At 63.5% G+C, this 16,077-nt stretch carries 11 protein-coding genes, 1 tRNA gene and 1 riboswitch; of the genes, 10 read left to right on the forward strand and 2 right to left on the reverse strand.

Features of this window, described 5'->3' with window-relative positions; genetic code table 11:
- The first annotated feature begins 1 nt into the window (after position 1).
- The 4 genes from QMG84_RS03660 (at position 2) to QMG84_RS03675 (ending at position 6,836) form a co-directional block, all read left to right on the forward strand.
- Positions 2-973 (forward strand): HpcH/HpaI aldolase/citrate lyase family protein, encoded by a 972-nt coding sequence (locus QMG84_RS03660; RefSeq protein ID WP_281930531.1) that lies wholly within the window; start codon positions 2-4, stop codon positions 971-973.
- 331 nt (positions 974-1,304) lie between these two features.
- Positions 1,305-2,582 carry a glycerate kinase type-2 family protein gene (locus QMG84_RS03665; RefSeq protein ID WP_281930533.1) on the forward strand — a complete coding sequence of 426 codons (1,278 nt, stop codon included), beginning with the start codon at positions 1,305-1,307 and terminating at the stop codon, positions 2,580-2,582.
- Between the two features lie 375 nt (positions 2,583-2,957).
- Positions 2,958-3,149: riboswitch (cobalamin riboswitch) on the forward strand.
- A gap of 107 nt (positions 3,150-3,256) precedes the next feature.
- The gene (locus QMG84_RS03670) at positions 3,257-5,668 is read left to right on the forward strand and encodes a TonB-dependent receptor domain-containing protein (protein WP_281930535.1); all 2,412 of its coding nucleotides are present in this window, start codon (positions 3,257-3,259) and stop codon (positions 5,666-5,668) included.
- Positions 5,669-5,993: 325 nt separating this feature from the next.
- A complete protein-coding gene (locus QMG84_RS03675) occupies positions 5,994-6,836 on the forward strand; it encodes a hypothetical protein (RefSeq protein WP_281930537.1) in 843 nt (280 codons plus the stop codon).
- 189 nt (positions 6,837-7,025) lie between these two features.
- On the opposite strand, the gene QMG84_RS03680 is transcribed toward QMG84_RS03675, so the two are convergent.
- Positions 7,026-7,102 (reverse strand) — tRNA-Asp (locus QMG84_RS03680).
- A 170-nt stretch (positions 7,103-7,272) separates the two neighbouring features.
- Between QMG84_RS03680 and QMG84_RS03685 the strand changes: the two genes are divergently transcribed.
- The 5 genes from QMG84_RS03685 to QMG84_RS03705 all read left to right on the forward strand — a co-directional run bounded on the left by QMG84_RS03685 (position 7,273) and on the right by QMG84_RS03705 (position 12,977).
- Positions 7,273-7,578: an FAD assembly factor SdhE gene (locus QMG84_RS03685; protein WP_202073065.1), complete on the forward strand. Its 306-nt coding sequence runs from the start codon at positions 7,273-7,275 to the stop codon at positions 7,576-7,578.
- A complete protein-coding gene (gene mfd, locus QMG84_RS03690; protein ID WP_281930539.1) occupies positions 7,575-11,114 on the forward strand; it encodes a transcription-repair coupling factor in 3,540 nt (1,179 codons plus the stop codon). Before QMG84_RS03685 ends, mfd begins: the two co-directional genes overlap by 4 nt.
- A gap of 209 nt (positions 11,115-11,323) precedes the next feature.
- Positions 11,324-12,127 (forward strand): Spy/CpxP family protein refolding chaperone, encoded by an 804-nt coding sequence (locus QMG84_RS03695; RefSeq protein WP_281930541.1) that lies wholly within the window; start codon positions 11,324-11,326, stop codon positions 12,125-12,127.
- Between the two features lie 284 nt (positions 12,128-12,411).
- Positions 12,412-12,696: a hypothetical protein gene (locus QMG84_RS03700; protein WP_202073062.1), complete on the forward strand. Its 285-nt coding sequence runs from the start codon at positions 12,412-12,414 to the stop codon at positions 12,694-12,696.
- A gap of 113 nt (positions 12,697-12,809) precedes the next feature.
- A complete protein-coding gene (locus QMG84_RS03705; protein WP_202073061.1) occupies positions 12,810-12,977 on the forward strand; it encodes a hypothetical protein in 168 nt (55 codons plus the stop codon).
- Positions 12,978-12,990: 13 nt separating this feature from the next.
- Here the strand turns inward: QMG84_RS03705 and QMG84_RS03710 are convergent, their stop codons facing one another.
- Entirely contained in the window at positions 12,991-14,670 is a 1,680-nt protein-coding gene (locus QMG84_RS03710; protein ID WP_281930543.1) for a multicopper oxidase family protein, read from the reverse strand.
- Between the two features lie 229 nt (positions 14,671-14,899).
- Here QMG84_RS03710 and QMG84_RS03715 point away from each other — a divergent pair, with 229 nt between their 5' ends.
- A complete protein-coding gene (locus tag QMG84_RS03715) occupies positions 14,900-15,919 on the forward strand; it encodes a TonB family protein (protein ID WP_281930544.1) in 1,020 nt (339 codons plus the stop codon).
- The last annotated feature ends 158 nt before the right edge of the window (positions 15,920-16,077 follow it).

Below are 16,077 nucleotides of genomic sequence, written 5' to 3' on the forward strand. Positions count from 1 at the left end.
TATGAGCTTTACCCTGATCGAGCAGGCCACGCCGCGCCTGCACCGCTCCGAACTCGCCGTGCCGGGCTCCGCGCCGGGCATGTTCGAGAAGGCCGCCCAGTCGAAGGCCGACCAGATCTTCCTCGACCTCGAAGACGCCGTCGCGCCGGACGACAAGGAGCAGGCGCGCAAGAACATCATCCAGGGCCTCAACGACATCGATTGGGGCAAGAAGGTGATGACGCTGCGCATCAACGGCCTCGACACGCAGTATTGCTATCGCGACGTCGTCGACGTTCTCGAGAACTGCCCGCGTCTCGACGTTGTGCTGATTCCGAAGGTCGGCGTGCCGGCCGACGTCTACGCGATCGACATGATGATCACGCAGATCGAGCAGTACAAGAAGCGCACCAAGCGCATCGGCATCGAAATCCTGATCGAGACGGCGCTCGGCATGGCCAATGTCGAAGCCATCGCCCAGTCCTCCAAGCGCCTCGAGGCGATGTCCTTCGGCGTCGCCGACTACGCCGCTTCGACCCGCGCCCGCACCACCGTCATCGGCGGCGTGAACCCGGACTACGGCGTTCTCACCGACAAGGACGAGAAGGGCAACCGCGACTACTATTGGATGGATCAGTGGCACGCCGCCCAGACCCGCATGATGGTCGCCTGCCGCGCCTATGGCCTGCGTCCGATCGACGGCCCGTTCGGCGACTTCAACGATCCGGAAGGCTATAAGGCCGCCGCCAAGCGCGCCGCCGTTCTCGGCTACGAAGGCAAGTGGGCGATCCACCCCTCGCAGATCGAGCTGGCCAACGAGGTCTTCACGCCGTCCGAGGCGGAAGTGAACAAGGCCCGCCGTATCCTCGACGCGATGGCTCAGGCCGCCAAGGAAGGCAAGGGCGCCGTGTCGCTCGACGGCCGCCTCATCGACATCGCTTCGATCCGCATGGCCGAGGCGCTCATCGAGAAGGCCAACGCCATCGGGGCGTAAAAGACCAAGCCCCCTTCCCGCCTGCGCGGGGAGGGGGATTCTCCCTTCTCCCGCTCGCGGGAGAAGGTGGCCCCGCGAAGGCGGGGTCGGATGAGGGCCGTTGAGACTCCCGTGCTTTCAGTTTTGTGCGACTCTTTTTGAGACCACGACGATGCTCAAACGCTGGGCTGATCGAAGCGAATAACGCCGACGTTTCCCTCTCATACGAAAGCCATTAGGACAGGCCCAGGCAACGCCGAAGACCCTCATCCGACCCCGCTCCGCGGGGCCACCTTCTCCCGCTCGCGAGAGAAGGAGAAACCCCAAGATTTGTGAATAGGGCCAGCAACCCATGTCCGACGACCATCGCCAGCTTCTCCGCGCCATGTTCGACGCCGCCGTCGGCGCCGCGCATCCGTCCCTTTGCCTACCTAAGCATCTCGAAAAGATCGCGCCGCCCAAGGGGCGCACGATCGTCATCGGCGCCGGCAAGGCGGCCGCTTCCATGGCGGCGGCGGTCGAGGCGCATTGGAAGGGCGGGCCGCTCGAAGGCCTGGTCGTCACCCGCTACGAGCACGGCGCGCAAACGAAGCAGATCGAGGTGATCGAAGCCTCGCACCCCGTGCCCGACGCAGCCGGCCGCGAGGCCGCCAAGCGCATCCTGCAAAAGGTGCAGGGCCTCACCGAGGACGATCTCGTGCTGGCGCTCATCTCCGGCGGCGGCTCGGCGCTGATGGCGCTGCCGGCCGAGGGCGTGACGCTCGAAGAAAAGCAGGCCGTCAACAAGGCGCTCTTGAAGAGCGGCGCCAATATCTCCGAGATGAATTGCGTGCGTAAGCACCTCTCGGCCATCAAGGGCGGCCGTCTCGCCCGCGCGGCGGCGCCTGCGCGCGTCGTGGCGCTGATGATTTCCGACGTGCCGAATGATGATCTTTCCGTCATCGCCTCCGGCCCCACCGTGCCCGACCCCACGACGCGCGCGGACGCGCTTGCGGTCATCGCCAAATATAAGATCGACGCGCCGGCCGCCGTGCTGAAGCACCTCGCGAGCCCGGATTGCGAAACGCCCAAGCCCGGCGACGCCATTTTCAGCCGCGTCGAAAACATCCTCATCGCGACGCCGCAAGGCTCGCTGGACGCCGCCGCGGCCGTCGCCAAGGCTGCGGGCTTTACGCCTTGCATCCTCGGCGATCTCGAAGGCGAATCGCGCGACGTGGCGCTGGTTCACGCCGGCGTCGCCAAGCAGATCGCGCTCCACAACCAGCCGTTCCAGCCGCCCGTCGCCATCATCTCCGGCGGTGAGACGACCGTCACTGTGCGCGGCAATGGCAAGGGCGGCCGCGACGCGGAGTTCCTGCTGGGGCTGACGCTGGCGCTGGAAGGCTTCGGCGGCATCTCCGCCATCGCTTGCGACACCGACGGCATCGATGGCGTCGAGACCAACGCCGGCGCCATCATGACGCCCGACAGCTTCGCCCGCGCGCAGGCCAAGGGCGTCGATCTCAAGGCGCTCTTCGCCAACAATGACGCCTTCACGGCCTTCGAGGCGCTCGGCGATCTCGTGGTGACGGGGCCGACGCGCACCAACGTCAACGACTTCCGCGTGATCCTTGTGCCGAAGCAGGGCTGACGTCGCGCGTCGCAGGCCCCTTTGGGAGCCTGCGTATGATTTCCGTCGAACAGCTCACATGGGGCTGTGTCATTCCCGGCGGGCTGAAAGCCGGACCGAGAATCCAGAGCCATAAGACCGTCATTGCGAGCGAAGCGAAGCAATCCAGGGCAGCGGATGCGGCACTGGATTGCTTCGTCGGCTCCGCCTCCTCGCAATGACGGCGGTAATTCCGGTCGCTCGTTTTGTGAGCGTCGGGATCACCACCGAACCAATCAAGCGGCTCTCGTATTACAGGCATCACTTTCTTTTCGTCCGGTTGCAATCGAGCCGAGGCTATTTCGCATGCGGCTTGCGATGACTCGCATCAACCAGCTTGACACAGCCTCGCGGGCCCTATTCATTCAAGACAACGGTTCCTTTCGGATCAAAAGGGAATGCGGTGCGGGCTCCGGCCCAATGCCGCAACTGCCCCCGCAACTGTGAGCGGTGAGCGTGAAGCCAAGCGGCCACTGGGCGCAAGCTCGGGAAGGCGGCCTCACGTGACGACCCGCAAGTCAGGAGACCTGCCGTTGTTCGTGGTCACGCGCGAAAGCGCCGGGCGGGGTGCACCGGGGCGGTCATCGGCTCTTGTCGTGATGCGACGAGGTTGTGGCCATTCGCAGTGACGGTCCACGTCCGCTGCGAGTCAGCCCATGTTTTCGCGCCGCCGTTTTGGCCTGCTTCTCTCTGTCACCGTTGTTCTCTCGAACGCCGCTTCCGCCCAGCAGGCGTTGCCAACCATCAGCATTGGCGCGCGCCCATCCGCGCGTCCTGCGGCGCGCGTGACGACGCCCGCTCACCCACGACAGCCTCCGCCCTCATCGCCGCTCATCGCCACCGCGCCCGCAGCGAGCGAGCTTGCCGGGCCTACGCCGCCACCCATCACTGCATCGAGCGAGAAGTTCTTCACCGGCAAGGAAGTCAATTCCATCCCCTTCGCGCGCCCTGGCGAGGCGCTGGAGATCGTGCCCGGCCTCGTCGTCACGCAGCACTCGGGGGACGGCAAGGCCAACCAATATTTCCTGCGCGGCTTCAACCTCGACCACGGTTCCGATCTCGCGCTTTATCTCGATGGCATGCCGCTCAATATGCGCACGCATGGGCACGCCCAGGGCTATGCGGATTCGAATTTTCTCATCCCCGAGCTGCTCGGTTACGTGCTTGCCCGCAAGGGGCCATATGACGCGCAGGACGGGGACTTCGCCTCGGCCGGCTCGGTCTATCTCCAATATAAGGACAAGATCGAGAAGGGCTTTTATCAGATCACCGGCGGCAATTTCGGTTACGGGCGCGCACTCGCCGTCGCGCCTTACAAGGATTTTGCCGGAGGCTCGGCCTATGGCGCCGTCGAGTCGCAATATTACAACGGGCCCTGGGAGCGCGGCGACAATCTGCGCAAGATCAACAGCGTGTTTCGCTGGTCGCGCGGCGCGCAGGAAGACGGCGCGTCCGTCACCTTCATGGGCTACGCCAATAAGTGGTATGCGACCAACCAGATTCCGCAACGCGCGGTCGTCGGCGGTCTTATCCCGCTATGGGGAACGCTGAACCCGACGGATGGCGGCGACACCACACGCTTCTCGTTTTCCGCGCGCTGGAGCCAGACGGAAGGCAATCACGCGAGCCGCGTTGAAGCCTATCTCGTCCGCTCGACGCTCGATATCTACAACGACTTCACCTATTTTCTCGCGAACCCCAATCTCGGCGATCAATTCCGCCAGTTCGATCGGCGCTGGATCGCAGGCGTCGATGCCCAGCACAAGATCAAATGGGACAGTTTCGGCCTGCCGATCGAGACGCGCATCGGCTTGCAGGGCCGCTATGACGATATTCGCCTCGGCTTGCAGAACTCATTCCGCCGCACGCCCTATGAGACGGTCCGCAACGATGCGGTCGGCGAGGGCAGCATCAGCTTCTGGACCGATACGAGCGTGCGCTGGACGCCTTGGTTGAAGACCATCGCGGGCGGGCGGTTCGATTATTACAACGCCAACGTCACTTCGCTGCAATCGCTCTGGGGCGCGCCGGTCGTGGCGGCGAGCACAGGCGCGCCCGCCTTCTTATGGACAGGCCCGTGGAACAGCGGCTCGAAGGACGCTGCGCTATTCAGCCCCAAAGCGTCCATCATTCTCGGCCCCTGGGCGAAGACGGAACTCTTCGCCAATTACGGCGAGGGCTTCCACTCGACCGATGCACGCGGCGCGGCGCAGAGATTCGACACTTCTGCTTTATCGGATCAAGATACATTCCTGCGCGTGGCGCCCATTCCGCTGCTCGTGAAATCACGCGGCGCCGAAATTGGGGCGCGCACGAAATTCATCGAGGGGCTCGATTCGAGCATCAGCTTCTTCTGGCTCAATCTCGACTCCGAGAACCAATTCGAAGGCGACAGCGGCACGACGACATACGGCCGTCCGAGCCGCCGCTACGGCGTCGAGATCGCCAATCACTATCGGCCCCTCTCCTGGATCAATTTCGACGGCGACGTGGCGCTGGCGCATGCGCGCTATCGCGGCTTTGACACGGCGCAGGCGCTCGCCTATGCCGATCTGCTGACGCCGGAGGCTGTTCCTTACGGAACCTTCCTCGGCAATGCGCCGGGGAATTTCCTGCAAAACGCCGTCGCCGTGACGGCGATGGGCGGGCTGGAGCTGGGTGAGGCGACGGGCTGGTTCGGGGCGATCAAATATCGCTACATCGGCTCCCGCCCGCTGACCGAAGACGGTTTTCTGAAATCGCCCGCGACGGGCACGGTCAATGCGAGGCTCGGCTATCGCTGGTCCGATGGCTGGCGGTTGCAGTTAGACGCCTTCAACATCTTCAACTCGCGCTCCGACCAGATCACCTATGGCTATGGCTCGCTGTTGCCGAGCGATCCGCTCTACGGCCAGTGCCGCGCGGGCGTCGCGCCGGGCGCAGTCTGCGCCATCGGCGTGATGGACCGCCACTTCAAGCCCGTGGAGCCGCCCGCTGTGCGCGTGACCTTCTCGGGGCCATTGAACTTCGATACGTCGGTGACAAAGCTGCCGGATGTAGCGGAGCCTTTCCGAGCGTTTTCGAACTAACGCCCAGTGATGGGGCCGACGCGCACCAATGTGAACGGCTTCCGCGTGGCCTTGGCGTCGAACCAGGGCTGACGCCGAGCGCGTGGGGGAGTGCCCATTTGGGAGCCCCCCACGCGCCGTAAAGACGGCTCGCTCGACATGCGGTTGTCAAAAGGCCTTGCCTCATCTGCCGGCGGCGCCTTCTCACGGTGCCAATCCTCCAATTGCTGAAAGGCTCGAAAGCTCAGCTTGTTTTCTTGCGCAGGTGAATGTTCTATCGGTTTAGTTCTATTTTGATAGCCGCGCCTGACAGGCTAAGTTCAGCCGCTCAGCTAATGGAGGGATTTTGTTTAATCTCTTAATGAAGAGCGTCCCCTGGGAAAGCGGGCGTGACACACTCCCTCTTGATCGCCTATTTGAGTATACCAATGAGGCTATAGCCGCTGATTTTAAGGAGGGCCCAACTGTCCTGTTCGATAAGCTGATCAGGTTTCCCTGCCTTTTCATGCAGGAAGGAAGAGGAGATGAACTCGCCTATACAGGGACAATCACCCGCGCCCGCATCGCCGGCGCAGAAATCTCCATAGAATACACATTGGATTCAGATGTCCCGCCATTTCTGAATAGCACCATATACAATCGAAGAATTGAATTCGACATGCCGCGCGATTTCGAGTTTTCGCGAAATCACTGGGCTGTGAAAGACATCGATCTTTATCGCGTGCTCCTGCGAAATTTCCAGCCGAGACGACAGCGGCCTACTGTGTTCACGATACCTGAGCAGGAGAAGATAGAGCCTGTCCTCGTGGCGGTGATGATGCCATTCGACGCGGGTTTTGGCGCGGTTTATGATGCTCTGCGCACAACCGTTGAGAGGACGGGCCTCCGCTGTCGTCGCGCCGACGAGATTTGGGAAAATCCCGCGATCATCCAGGACATCGTGTCGTTGATAGACAGATCGCGTGTCGTTGTCTGCGATTGCACCGGTAGAAACCCCAACGTATTCTATGAAATCGGTATCGCACACACTTTGGGCCGGGAGGTCATTTTAATCACACAAACCGACGCCGATATTCCATTTGACCTTCGGCACCTACGCTATGTCCGTTATCTTAACAATGCCGAGGGCCGCGAACAGCTTTCTGTTCAGCTAGCGGCACGAATTAATACGCTGCTTGGAAACGATTAGGTCGGCGCTAGTCGCAGCCCTGTCGTGGCACCTGAGCAACCGACATTCTGCGTGCTGCCTAGCACCCATCCTGGTGCCGGGCAGATCCGCTTCTGGCGCCATGACTCATCGCGATCTTAGAAAAGAACGCATCGCCAGCGTCAGCGACTGGCCGTGGCTGTTACGGCGTATTTCTACAACGGGATTTAATGGCGAGAGAGACGGGGCTCGAACCCGCGACCTCCGGCGTGACAGGCCGGCGCTCTAACCAACTGAGCTACTCCCCCGCGCGGCGCGTTGTTCGCGCGAGGACTGCGGGATAGGGCAGCGGGATTTGGATGTCAAGCGCTTGTCGCACGAAAGGCGCCGAACGCTTTTCTTTCCCCTCGCGCTGGGCTAAGCCATGCCGCATGGCGACCCCCGGTTTCCCTAGCGTCGCGGCGAAAAGACCCCGTTCATGACAGATTATCCACAGGCCGGCGACGATCGGCCGAGCGAAAGCGACATCCGCCGTCGGCGCATCCGGATTCGCGCCTGGCGGCGCGGCATGCGGGAGCTCGACATCCTCATGGGCAACTTCGTCGACGCGCGAATCGACGCGCTCTCCGAGGCGGAGCTGGGCGAGCTCGAATTGCTGCTCGATCTTCCCGACGCGGAGCTTTTGAGCTGGCTTGCGGGCGGCGCCGAGCCGCCGCAAGAGCGGGACACGGCCCTACTTAAGGCCATCATCGCCTTCCACACGCACGACGGACCGATTCATTGAATAAGACGGCCCTGAAGACCAAGGGCGCGGCCAGCGCGCTGGAGAGCGCGCGGGCGCGCCTCGCCAAGGGCGAGAAGCTGCTGTTCGCCCATGCGCCGGAAGGCTTCGACGCTTTTCTTTGCGCCGATCTCGCCCGCGCGCTGGCGCGGCAGGCCGAGGGGCGCCCGGCCGTCTTCGTCCATGTCGCGCGCGACGCGGGCCGCTCGGCCGCCTTCCGCGACGCGCTGCGCTTCGCCAATCCGGACGTCGAGATATTGGACATCCCCGGCTGGGACTGCCAGCCTTATGACCGCGTCTCTCCGCACGCCAATATCGTCGCGCGCCGCATGACCGCGCTGTCGCGCCTCGCGCGCGCCAGCTCCTCGGCTGAGCGCCCGCGCATTGTCACGACGACTGCCGATTGCCTGCTGCAGCGCGTGCCGCCGAAGAAAATGATCGCGGCGGAAAGTTTCTCGGCCGCGCCGGGTAATGTGGTGAAGCTCGACGAGCTGGCGTTGTGGCTCGAAGCGAATGGCTTTCTACGCGCCAGCACGGTGCACGAGACCGGCGAATACGCCCAGCGCGGCGGCTTGATCGATCTCTTTCCGCCGGGCATGCCGGCGCCGATCCGTCTCGACTTCTTCGGCGACACGCTGGAATCGATCCGCAGCTTCGATCCCGAGACGCAGCGCGCCACCGGCCAATTGCGCGCGCTCGATCTCACGCCGATGAGCGAGTTGCGGCTCACCTCCGACACAATGCGCCGCTTTCGCCAGAATTACGCGGCGCGCTTTGGCGGCCAGACGCGCGGCGACGCGCTTTACGAGGCGGTGAGCGAGGGCCGGCGCCATCACGGCATGGAGCACTGGCTGCCGCTCTTCTATGAGCGGATGGACACGCTCTTCGATTATCTCGGCGAAGCGCCTTTGATGCTCGATGCGCTGGTCGAAGAAGCGGCGGGCGAGCGCGTGAAGCAGGTCGCCGATTATTACGACGCCCGCAAGGAGGCGCATGATCTCGATCCCGCCAACTCCAATTACAAGCCGCTGGAGCCGAGCGCGCTTTATCTGAAACTGGATGAGTGGCGCGACGCGCTGGCCGAGCGCGCCAACGCGCAATTCTCGCCTTTCGCCTCCGAGCGCGCCGACGCCATCGATTGCGGCGCGCGGGTGGGTCGCGATTTCGCGCCCGAGCGCAATGAGCCGGAAGTGAACGTCTTCCAGACCGCGGCGGATCATGTGCAGGCTCTGCGCGGCGCCGGCAAGGCGGTCGTTGTCGCCGGCTGGTCGGATGGCTCCTGCGAGCGTCTTGGCCATGTGCTGCAGGAGCATGGGCTCAAGGAGCTTGCGCTCGTTGGCTCCCTGCCGGCTGCACTGGCGAAAGGGCAGGGGAGCGTCTCGCTCGCCGTGCTCGGCGTGGAACATGGCTTCGAGACCGACGCTTATGCGCTGGTGGGCGAGCAGGACATTCTCGGCGATCGTCTCGTGCGCCGGCGGCGCAAGCGTAAGGCCGAGAACCTGCTCGGCGAAGTCGCGGCGCTCACGGCGGGCGATCTCGTCGTGCATGTCGATCACGGCATCGGCCGCTTCGTCGGCCTCGAGACGATCACCGCCGCCGGCGCGCCACATGATTGTCTGGAGCTGCATTACGCGGGCGGCGACAAGCTCTATCTGCCCGTCGAGAACATCGAGCTTCTGACCCGTTACGGCGGCGAAGACACCGACGCGCAGCTCGACAAATTGGGCGGCGTCGGCTGGCAGACGCGCAAGGCGCGGCTGAAGAACCGCATCCGCGAAATGGCGAAGGGCCTCATCGCCATCGCCGCGCAGCGGCAATTGCGTCAGGCGCCCAAGCTCATTCCGCCAGAAGGCGTCTGGGACGAATTCTGCGCGCGCTTCCCCTATGACGAGACCGAAGACCAGCTCGCCGCGATCGAGGCCGTTCTCGACGATCTCGCTTCGGGTCGGCCGATGGATCGGCTCGTTTGCGGCGACGTCGGCTTTGGGAAGACGGAAGTCGCGCTGCGCGCCGCTTTCTGCTCGGCCATCAATGGCAAGCAGGTCGCGGTCGTCGCGCCGACGACGCTGCTGGCGCGCCAGCACTACAAGACGTTCACCGAACGCTTCGCCGGCTTGCCGATCAAGATCGGACGGCTGTCGCGCATGGTGGGAACCGCGGAAGCGCGCGAGACCAAGAAGGAGCTTGGCGAAGGCAAGGTCGAAATTCTCGTCGGCACCCATGCGATATTGGGCAAGGGCGTCAATTTCTCCGACCTCGGCCTCGTCATTATCGACGAGGAGCAGCATTTCGGCGTCGGCCACAAGGAGCGCTTGAAGGAGCTGCGCGCCGAAGTGCATGTGCTGACGCTTTCCGCGACGCCCATTCCGCGCACGCTGCAACTCGCCATGACGGGCGTGCGCGAACTGTCGCTCATCACCACGCCGCCGGTCGATCGCCTCGCCGTGCGCAGCTTTATCTCGCCTTTCGATCCGCTGATCGTGCGCGAAGCCTTGTTGCGCGAGCGCTATCGCGGCGGACAGGCGTTCTTCGTCTGCCCGCGCATCGAGGATCTGGAAGAGGCGGCCGCTTTCCTGCGCGAGAATTTGCCGGAGGCAAAATTCGTCATCGCACATGGGCAGATGAGCCCGAGCGAGCTCGAAGACAAAATGTCGGCCTTCTACGACGGCAAGTTCGACATTCTGCTCTCGACGACGATCGTCGAATCCGGCCTCGACATTCCTTCCGCCAACACGCTGATCGTGTGGCGCGCCGATATGTTCGGCCTTGCGCAGCTCTATCAATTGCGCGGGCGCGTGGGCCGTTCCAAGACGCGCGCTTACGCGCTCTTCACTACGCCGGCCAATCGCACCATCACGCCGCAGGCGCAGAAACGTCTCGAAGTGCTGCAATCGCTCGATACGCTGGGCGCCGGCTTCCAGCTCGCGAGCCACGATCTCGACATTCGCGGCGCCGGCAATCTGCTGGGCGACGAACAGTCGGGGCATATCAAGGAAGTCGGCTACGAGCTGTATCAGCAGATGCTCTCGGACGCGATCACGCTGCTGAAAGCGGGCGTCGAGGAGCCGGAAGAGGAAGTGTGGTCGCCGACCATCGCCATCGGCGCGCCGGTGACGATACCGGAGGATTACATCCCCGACCTCACGCTGCGCCTGCAGCTCTACCGGCGTCTCTCGACTCTGGAGACCGACCAGGACATCGAGGCCTTCGCCGCCGAGATGATCGACCGCTTCGGCCCTATTCCGCCGGAGGTGGAGCAGCTTCTCGAAATCGTCGCGATCAAGGCGATGTGCCGCCGCGCCCATGTCGAAAAGGTCGACGCGGGCCCGAAGGGCGTCATCATCGCCTTCCGCGACAATCTCTTCGCGGACCCTGCCGGGCTCGTGCGCTATGTCGCAGAGCAGGGCGCCTCGGCCAAGGTCCGGCAGGATATGCGCATCGTCTTCATCCGCGAATTCGACACGATGAAGCAGCGTCTCGCCGGCACGCGGCGTATCCTGCGCGCGCTCGTCGGCATTGCGGAGAAAAAGCCGAGCTGACGCGCGATCGACTCTTCGCCTGCAGCATTTCTGATAGCGCTTCGTGCGGCCGCTCTCGAGCGGCCGCATTTGTTTTTTGGCTTTGAAACCTGCCGCCTCCCGACCGATTTGACACGCGACAATAAGCGGGGCGCCGCCGAACGGCGTTCTGTGGCATTGTTTGAGATGGCGCGGCGGCCAAGACGCACTCAGGAACGAGGGAGAGAAAAATGAGAGCTCCGGCCATTTTTATGACGACGAGCGCGACCGCGCTTACGCTCGCCTGCAGCCTGGTTCTGGCGCGCGCCGAGCCAGTAGACCATTCAGCGCATGGAGCCGCCGCGCCCGCGCCGGTTCAATGGATCGACCCCGGCAAGGCGCAGACTCCCCCCGCCACCGTCGCTGAAGCGCCAACCGGCGATGCGTCGAAATCGGATGAGCACGCGGGCCACCATGGCGGCGGCGAAGGCATGGGCGGCATGGGACACGGCGGCGGCATGATGGGCGGCATGGGCGGCATGATGGGCGGAATGAACCACGGCGGCGGCGCAGAGCATGGCGCAGGCGCCGGCATGGGCGCCATGATGGGCAAGATGATGCACAAGATGATGTGCGGCTTCACCGAGCATCTCGATGGACGCCTTGCCTATCTGAAGGCGGAGCTGAAGCTGACCGATCAGCAGCAGCCGGCGTGGAACAGCTTCGCCGACGCGTGGCGCGCCGTGGCGCAGAAGGCGCAAACGATTTGCGCGGCCGCGGAGGAGGCGCCGGATCATTCCAAGCCGTCGGTGCTCGCCAAGCTCTCGATGATGGAAAAGCACATGGCGAACCATCTCGAGATCGTGCGCGCGCAAAAGGCGGCGATCGAGCCGCTTTTCACCGCGCTTTCCGACGAGCAGAAGAAGATCGCCAGCGAAACCATGACGGGCATCATGAAGGTCGGCAAGTCCATGGGCGACGGCGGCATGATGGGTGGAATGATGGGGGGCATGGGCGGCATGATGGGCCACAGCGGCGGCGGCATGCAGCACTGAGACCAATCTAACGCCCGCCGTTATTGCAAGCGGAGCGAAGCAATCCAGGGCCGCGATGGGGCTCTGGATTGCTTCGTCGCTTCGCTCCTCGCGATGACGGCGGGCGCCTGCGTGAATTCATTTGCTTTGTTCCCCGCGCCGCGGTGATTCCCCGCTACGGCCCTAAAGCCGTCACATTGTCCACGGCTTTATTGGCTGTCCGCTTGAGAGACCAAACCGCCATGTGCGGCGTCCCGGACTCGCGGGCGCTCGTTGAATGCGCCCATCCAAACCAAAGGACAGAGATGAAACGAATTCGCGTTCTCGCGTGCTTTGCGCTTGCCATGACGGCCGTCCCGGCGCTCGCCAAGCCCTCCGCCGTCGAGGCGGTCAGCGCCGTTCTTTCCCGCCCGACGCCGGTCGCCCGCAAGGTCGAGATCGGCCGCCAGGTCGCGCGCATGTGCAATGTGACGCTTTCCGGCGACGATCTGAACAAGGCGTCGGCCTTCGTCGAAGCCAATAGGGGCAAGGGCGCCGCCTGGGTGGCGGATCAGATCAGCAAGAGCGAGCTGAGCTACGTCTGCGACTGACCGATAGGACCGCGAGCCTTCAGGCTCGCTTTGTGAATGCGGGCCTGAAGGCCCGCGGTCCTTATGGTCTGCGGCTTGCTTGACGGCGTTGCCCCGACAGCAAGAGCGCTCCCATGACCGTCGCAGAACTCATCAACAAGCTCCAGCAACTGCCGAGCGAAGCCGTGGTGCTGCTCGAAAGCGAGGCGGGGTTCGCCCGCATCGCCGGCGTGACTTTCGAAAAGAGCGCGACGGCTGGCCTTCCCGATGAGGTCGTTCTATATACCGACGCCGAAGAATAGGCCGGCGCGCGCTTCACTCCACCGAGAACTCGCGCATCATGCCCATGTCCTCATGTTCGAGGTTGTGGCAGTGATACATGAAGCGGCCCTTGAAATCTCCGAAGGGCTTGGTGATGCGCAGGCGTTCGCCTCCGGTGACGATGATCGTGTCCTTCAAGCCGCTGTCGATCAGCCCCTCCTTGAAGGTAGCATAGGCTTCCGGGTCGTCGCCGGTATAGGTGCGGCTCAGCACCTCGAATTGCTGGCCGTGCAGATGAACGGGATGGGCCATATTCATCATGCCCATCATGCCCATGCCGCCTCCCATCATGCCACGGCCCATCATGCCGCCCCCCATGCCCATGCCTCCCATCATTCCCCCGCCCATCATTCCCGCACCCATCATGCCGTGGCCCATGCCCATTCCGGCCATGCCCATCCCCATGCCGCCGCCATGGTCGTGGAAAACTTCGAAGAGCTGCACCGTATCGACAGGCACGCGCTCGATGTCCAAGAGATCGTCGGGGGAATAAGTGCGGCCGTTGATCATCACCTGCATATGCCCCATGGACAAAGCGATGGGGCGCGGATTGTCGCGATTGGCGATCTCTTCCGGGCGATGATGTTTGATCGTCGAGAGCTTCTCGGGAAGCTTCGGACTATCGCTCATGGCGCGCGTCACCGTGACGGTGAAGAGCGGATAGTCGTCTCCGACAATGAGCCCTCCGCTCATGCGCTGCGCCATCGGCGGCACGAGGCCGTCGAATTCTCCGCTGCGCATGACCAGCCTGGAGCCAACCGACCGGCCGCTGAAATCGACCCATAGGTCGAGGCGCTCGCCCGGCGCCATCATGGCGTAGGGCCGCGTTTCCGGCTTCTCCAGCAGGCCGCCATCGACGCCGATGATCGTCAGCGGCGTGCGGTCGTCCCATTGCAGCTTGTAAATACGCGCGTTGGAGCCGTTCAGAATACGCAGGCGATAGGCGCGGCTCGCGACATCGAGCCTGAAATCGGGGCGGCCGTTGACGAGGACGCTGTCCCCATAGAAGCCGAACATGCTGCGATGCATGCCGCCGCCATAGAAGAGCTGATTATCGTCGGTGAAGCTTCGGTCCTGGAGCACGATGGGGATTTCGAATTCACCGGACGGCAGGCCGAGCGCGCGTTCCTCTTCGTCTTCCACGATGATGCCGCCGGCGAGCCCACGATACACCTGCGTCGCCGTCGCCTCATGCGTATGCGGGTGGTAGAAATTGAAGCCGGCGCGATTGCGCATCTCGAATTCATAGACATAGGTCTGGCCGGGATCGATCGCGGCCATCGGATGGCCGTCCGCTTCCATCGGCACATGCAACCCATGCCAATGGGTAATCGTCGACTCGGGCAGCTCGTTCTTGAGCCGGATGCGGATCTTCTGGCCTTTCACGAATCGCATCACCGGGCCGAGATAGCTGTCCGGCAGGTTCGTCAGCGTATTGGCCGGGCCTTTGAGCAGATTGCCGGCGTAGCGCCAGACCTTGGTGGCGTCGCCGGAAAGAATCCGGACAGAATCGGTTTTGCAGGCGAGCTCGATGTCCACATCGGGATTGAAGCTCTCGGAAGCGGTTTTCGGCGGCATATGCGCCATGGCTTCGCCTCGGGCGAAGGAGGGAACTGTCAGGGCCGCAGCGGATAAGAGGAAATTGCGGCGCGTGAGGCCGAGGTTGTTGCGCATGATTCTTCCCTGGCGCCTGAGCGCTCATTTCATTAGTTAATCCTTATATAAGTTGCGCGGGGCGCGCATAAAACCCCCGCTCAGCGAGGCGTCCTTCGGATCGTCCCCGATTAATCGCCCCGAAAAACGCCAGAAGATTTGCGAAGCAGGCGGGCCTTATGGCAAATTCCATCCCGATTTCACCCAGGTTGGCATAAAGCGGCCCCACCGGACGGGTTCCTCCACCGAGATGAACGAAACGGTTAGAGAAAAGCCGCGTGGCGCCGCCCTCGTCGCTATTGCGATGGAGCGGCTGTTCGAGCCGCGCGTGGGCGGCCGGGCGCCGCGCCCGCGTTTCTTGGCCTTTGTTCTCATCGGCCTGCTGCTGCATCTCGCGATTCTCGCCCTTCTACTGTGGGAGGATCGCAACGCGGATTTCCCGCCGCCCCCCGAAGAGATTCCCGTCGAGATCATCACCGAGCCGCCGCCGCCCGAGGAGAAGAAGGAGGAGCCCCCGCAGCCGCCCGAGCCCCCGCCGCAGGAAAAGAAGGAGGAGCAGAAGCCGCCGCCCCCGCCGCCGCCGCCGGTGGAGGACGAGAAGCCTGCGACCGACGCGCCCAAGCTGGAGAGCAAGGAGAAAAGCGAGCAGAACACGCCGGAGGAGGCGAAGGAGGCCAAGACAAAGCGCAACGAGACGGAGAAATTCGCGCCCAAGGACGACAAGCCGCAGGGGCTCAAGGACGGCGAGGACAATGCGGAAGGCGACAAGACGCCCGCGCCGACGCTCGACAAGCAAGTCGACGACAAGCCGGACGCCGAGATCATCGAGCACGCCGAAAAGAGCCCAACGCCAACGGAGAAGCCCGAGCCCGCGGAAAACAAGCCGGCGAAGAAAGGCGACGCCATGTCGATCGCGGATCAGGTCGCGGCCTTGGCGCCTTTGCCTGACTTCAAGCTGGCGGCGCCGCCCAAGCTGTCGCCGGTTGCCGGCGGCCAGGCGAAGACGACCTATCTGACGATCCTTTACGGCCTCATCATGCCGCATATGCGCATTCCGCCGCGCGTGCGCGCATTGCAGATGCCCTCCAAAGGGGTCGTGGCTTTCTACATCGACGAGCTGGGCAATCTCACCCATCAGGCGGTCTATAAATCGAGCGGCCTGCCTGACCTCGACTCCGCCGCGCTCGCAGCGGTGCGCGCCGCCGCGCCATTCCCGGCGCCGCCGCGCGGGCTGCCGCATTCCATGTTGTTTACTTACGCGACGAAGTAGCGCCCCCTCCCCAACCCTCTCCCGCGAAGCGGGCTATCGAATGCACACATCGTGATTGCCTCGGTCGGGTCTGTTTGATTCCGTGGGTCGCGTTTTGATTCGCGGGGTGGGGGCATGGCGATTTCGTATGGACTGGGGCGGTTCGGCGACCGCCGCCT

This window comes from Methylocystis iwaonis, assembly GCF_027925385.1.
GTDB classification, from domain to species: domain Bacteria; phylum Pseudomonadota; class Alphaproteobacteria; order Rhizobiales; family Beijerinckiaceae; genus Methylocystis; species Methylocystis iwaonis.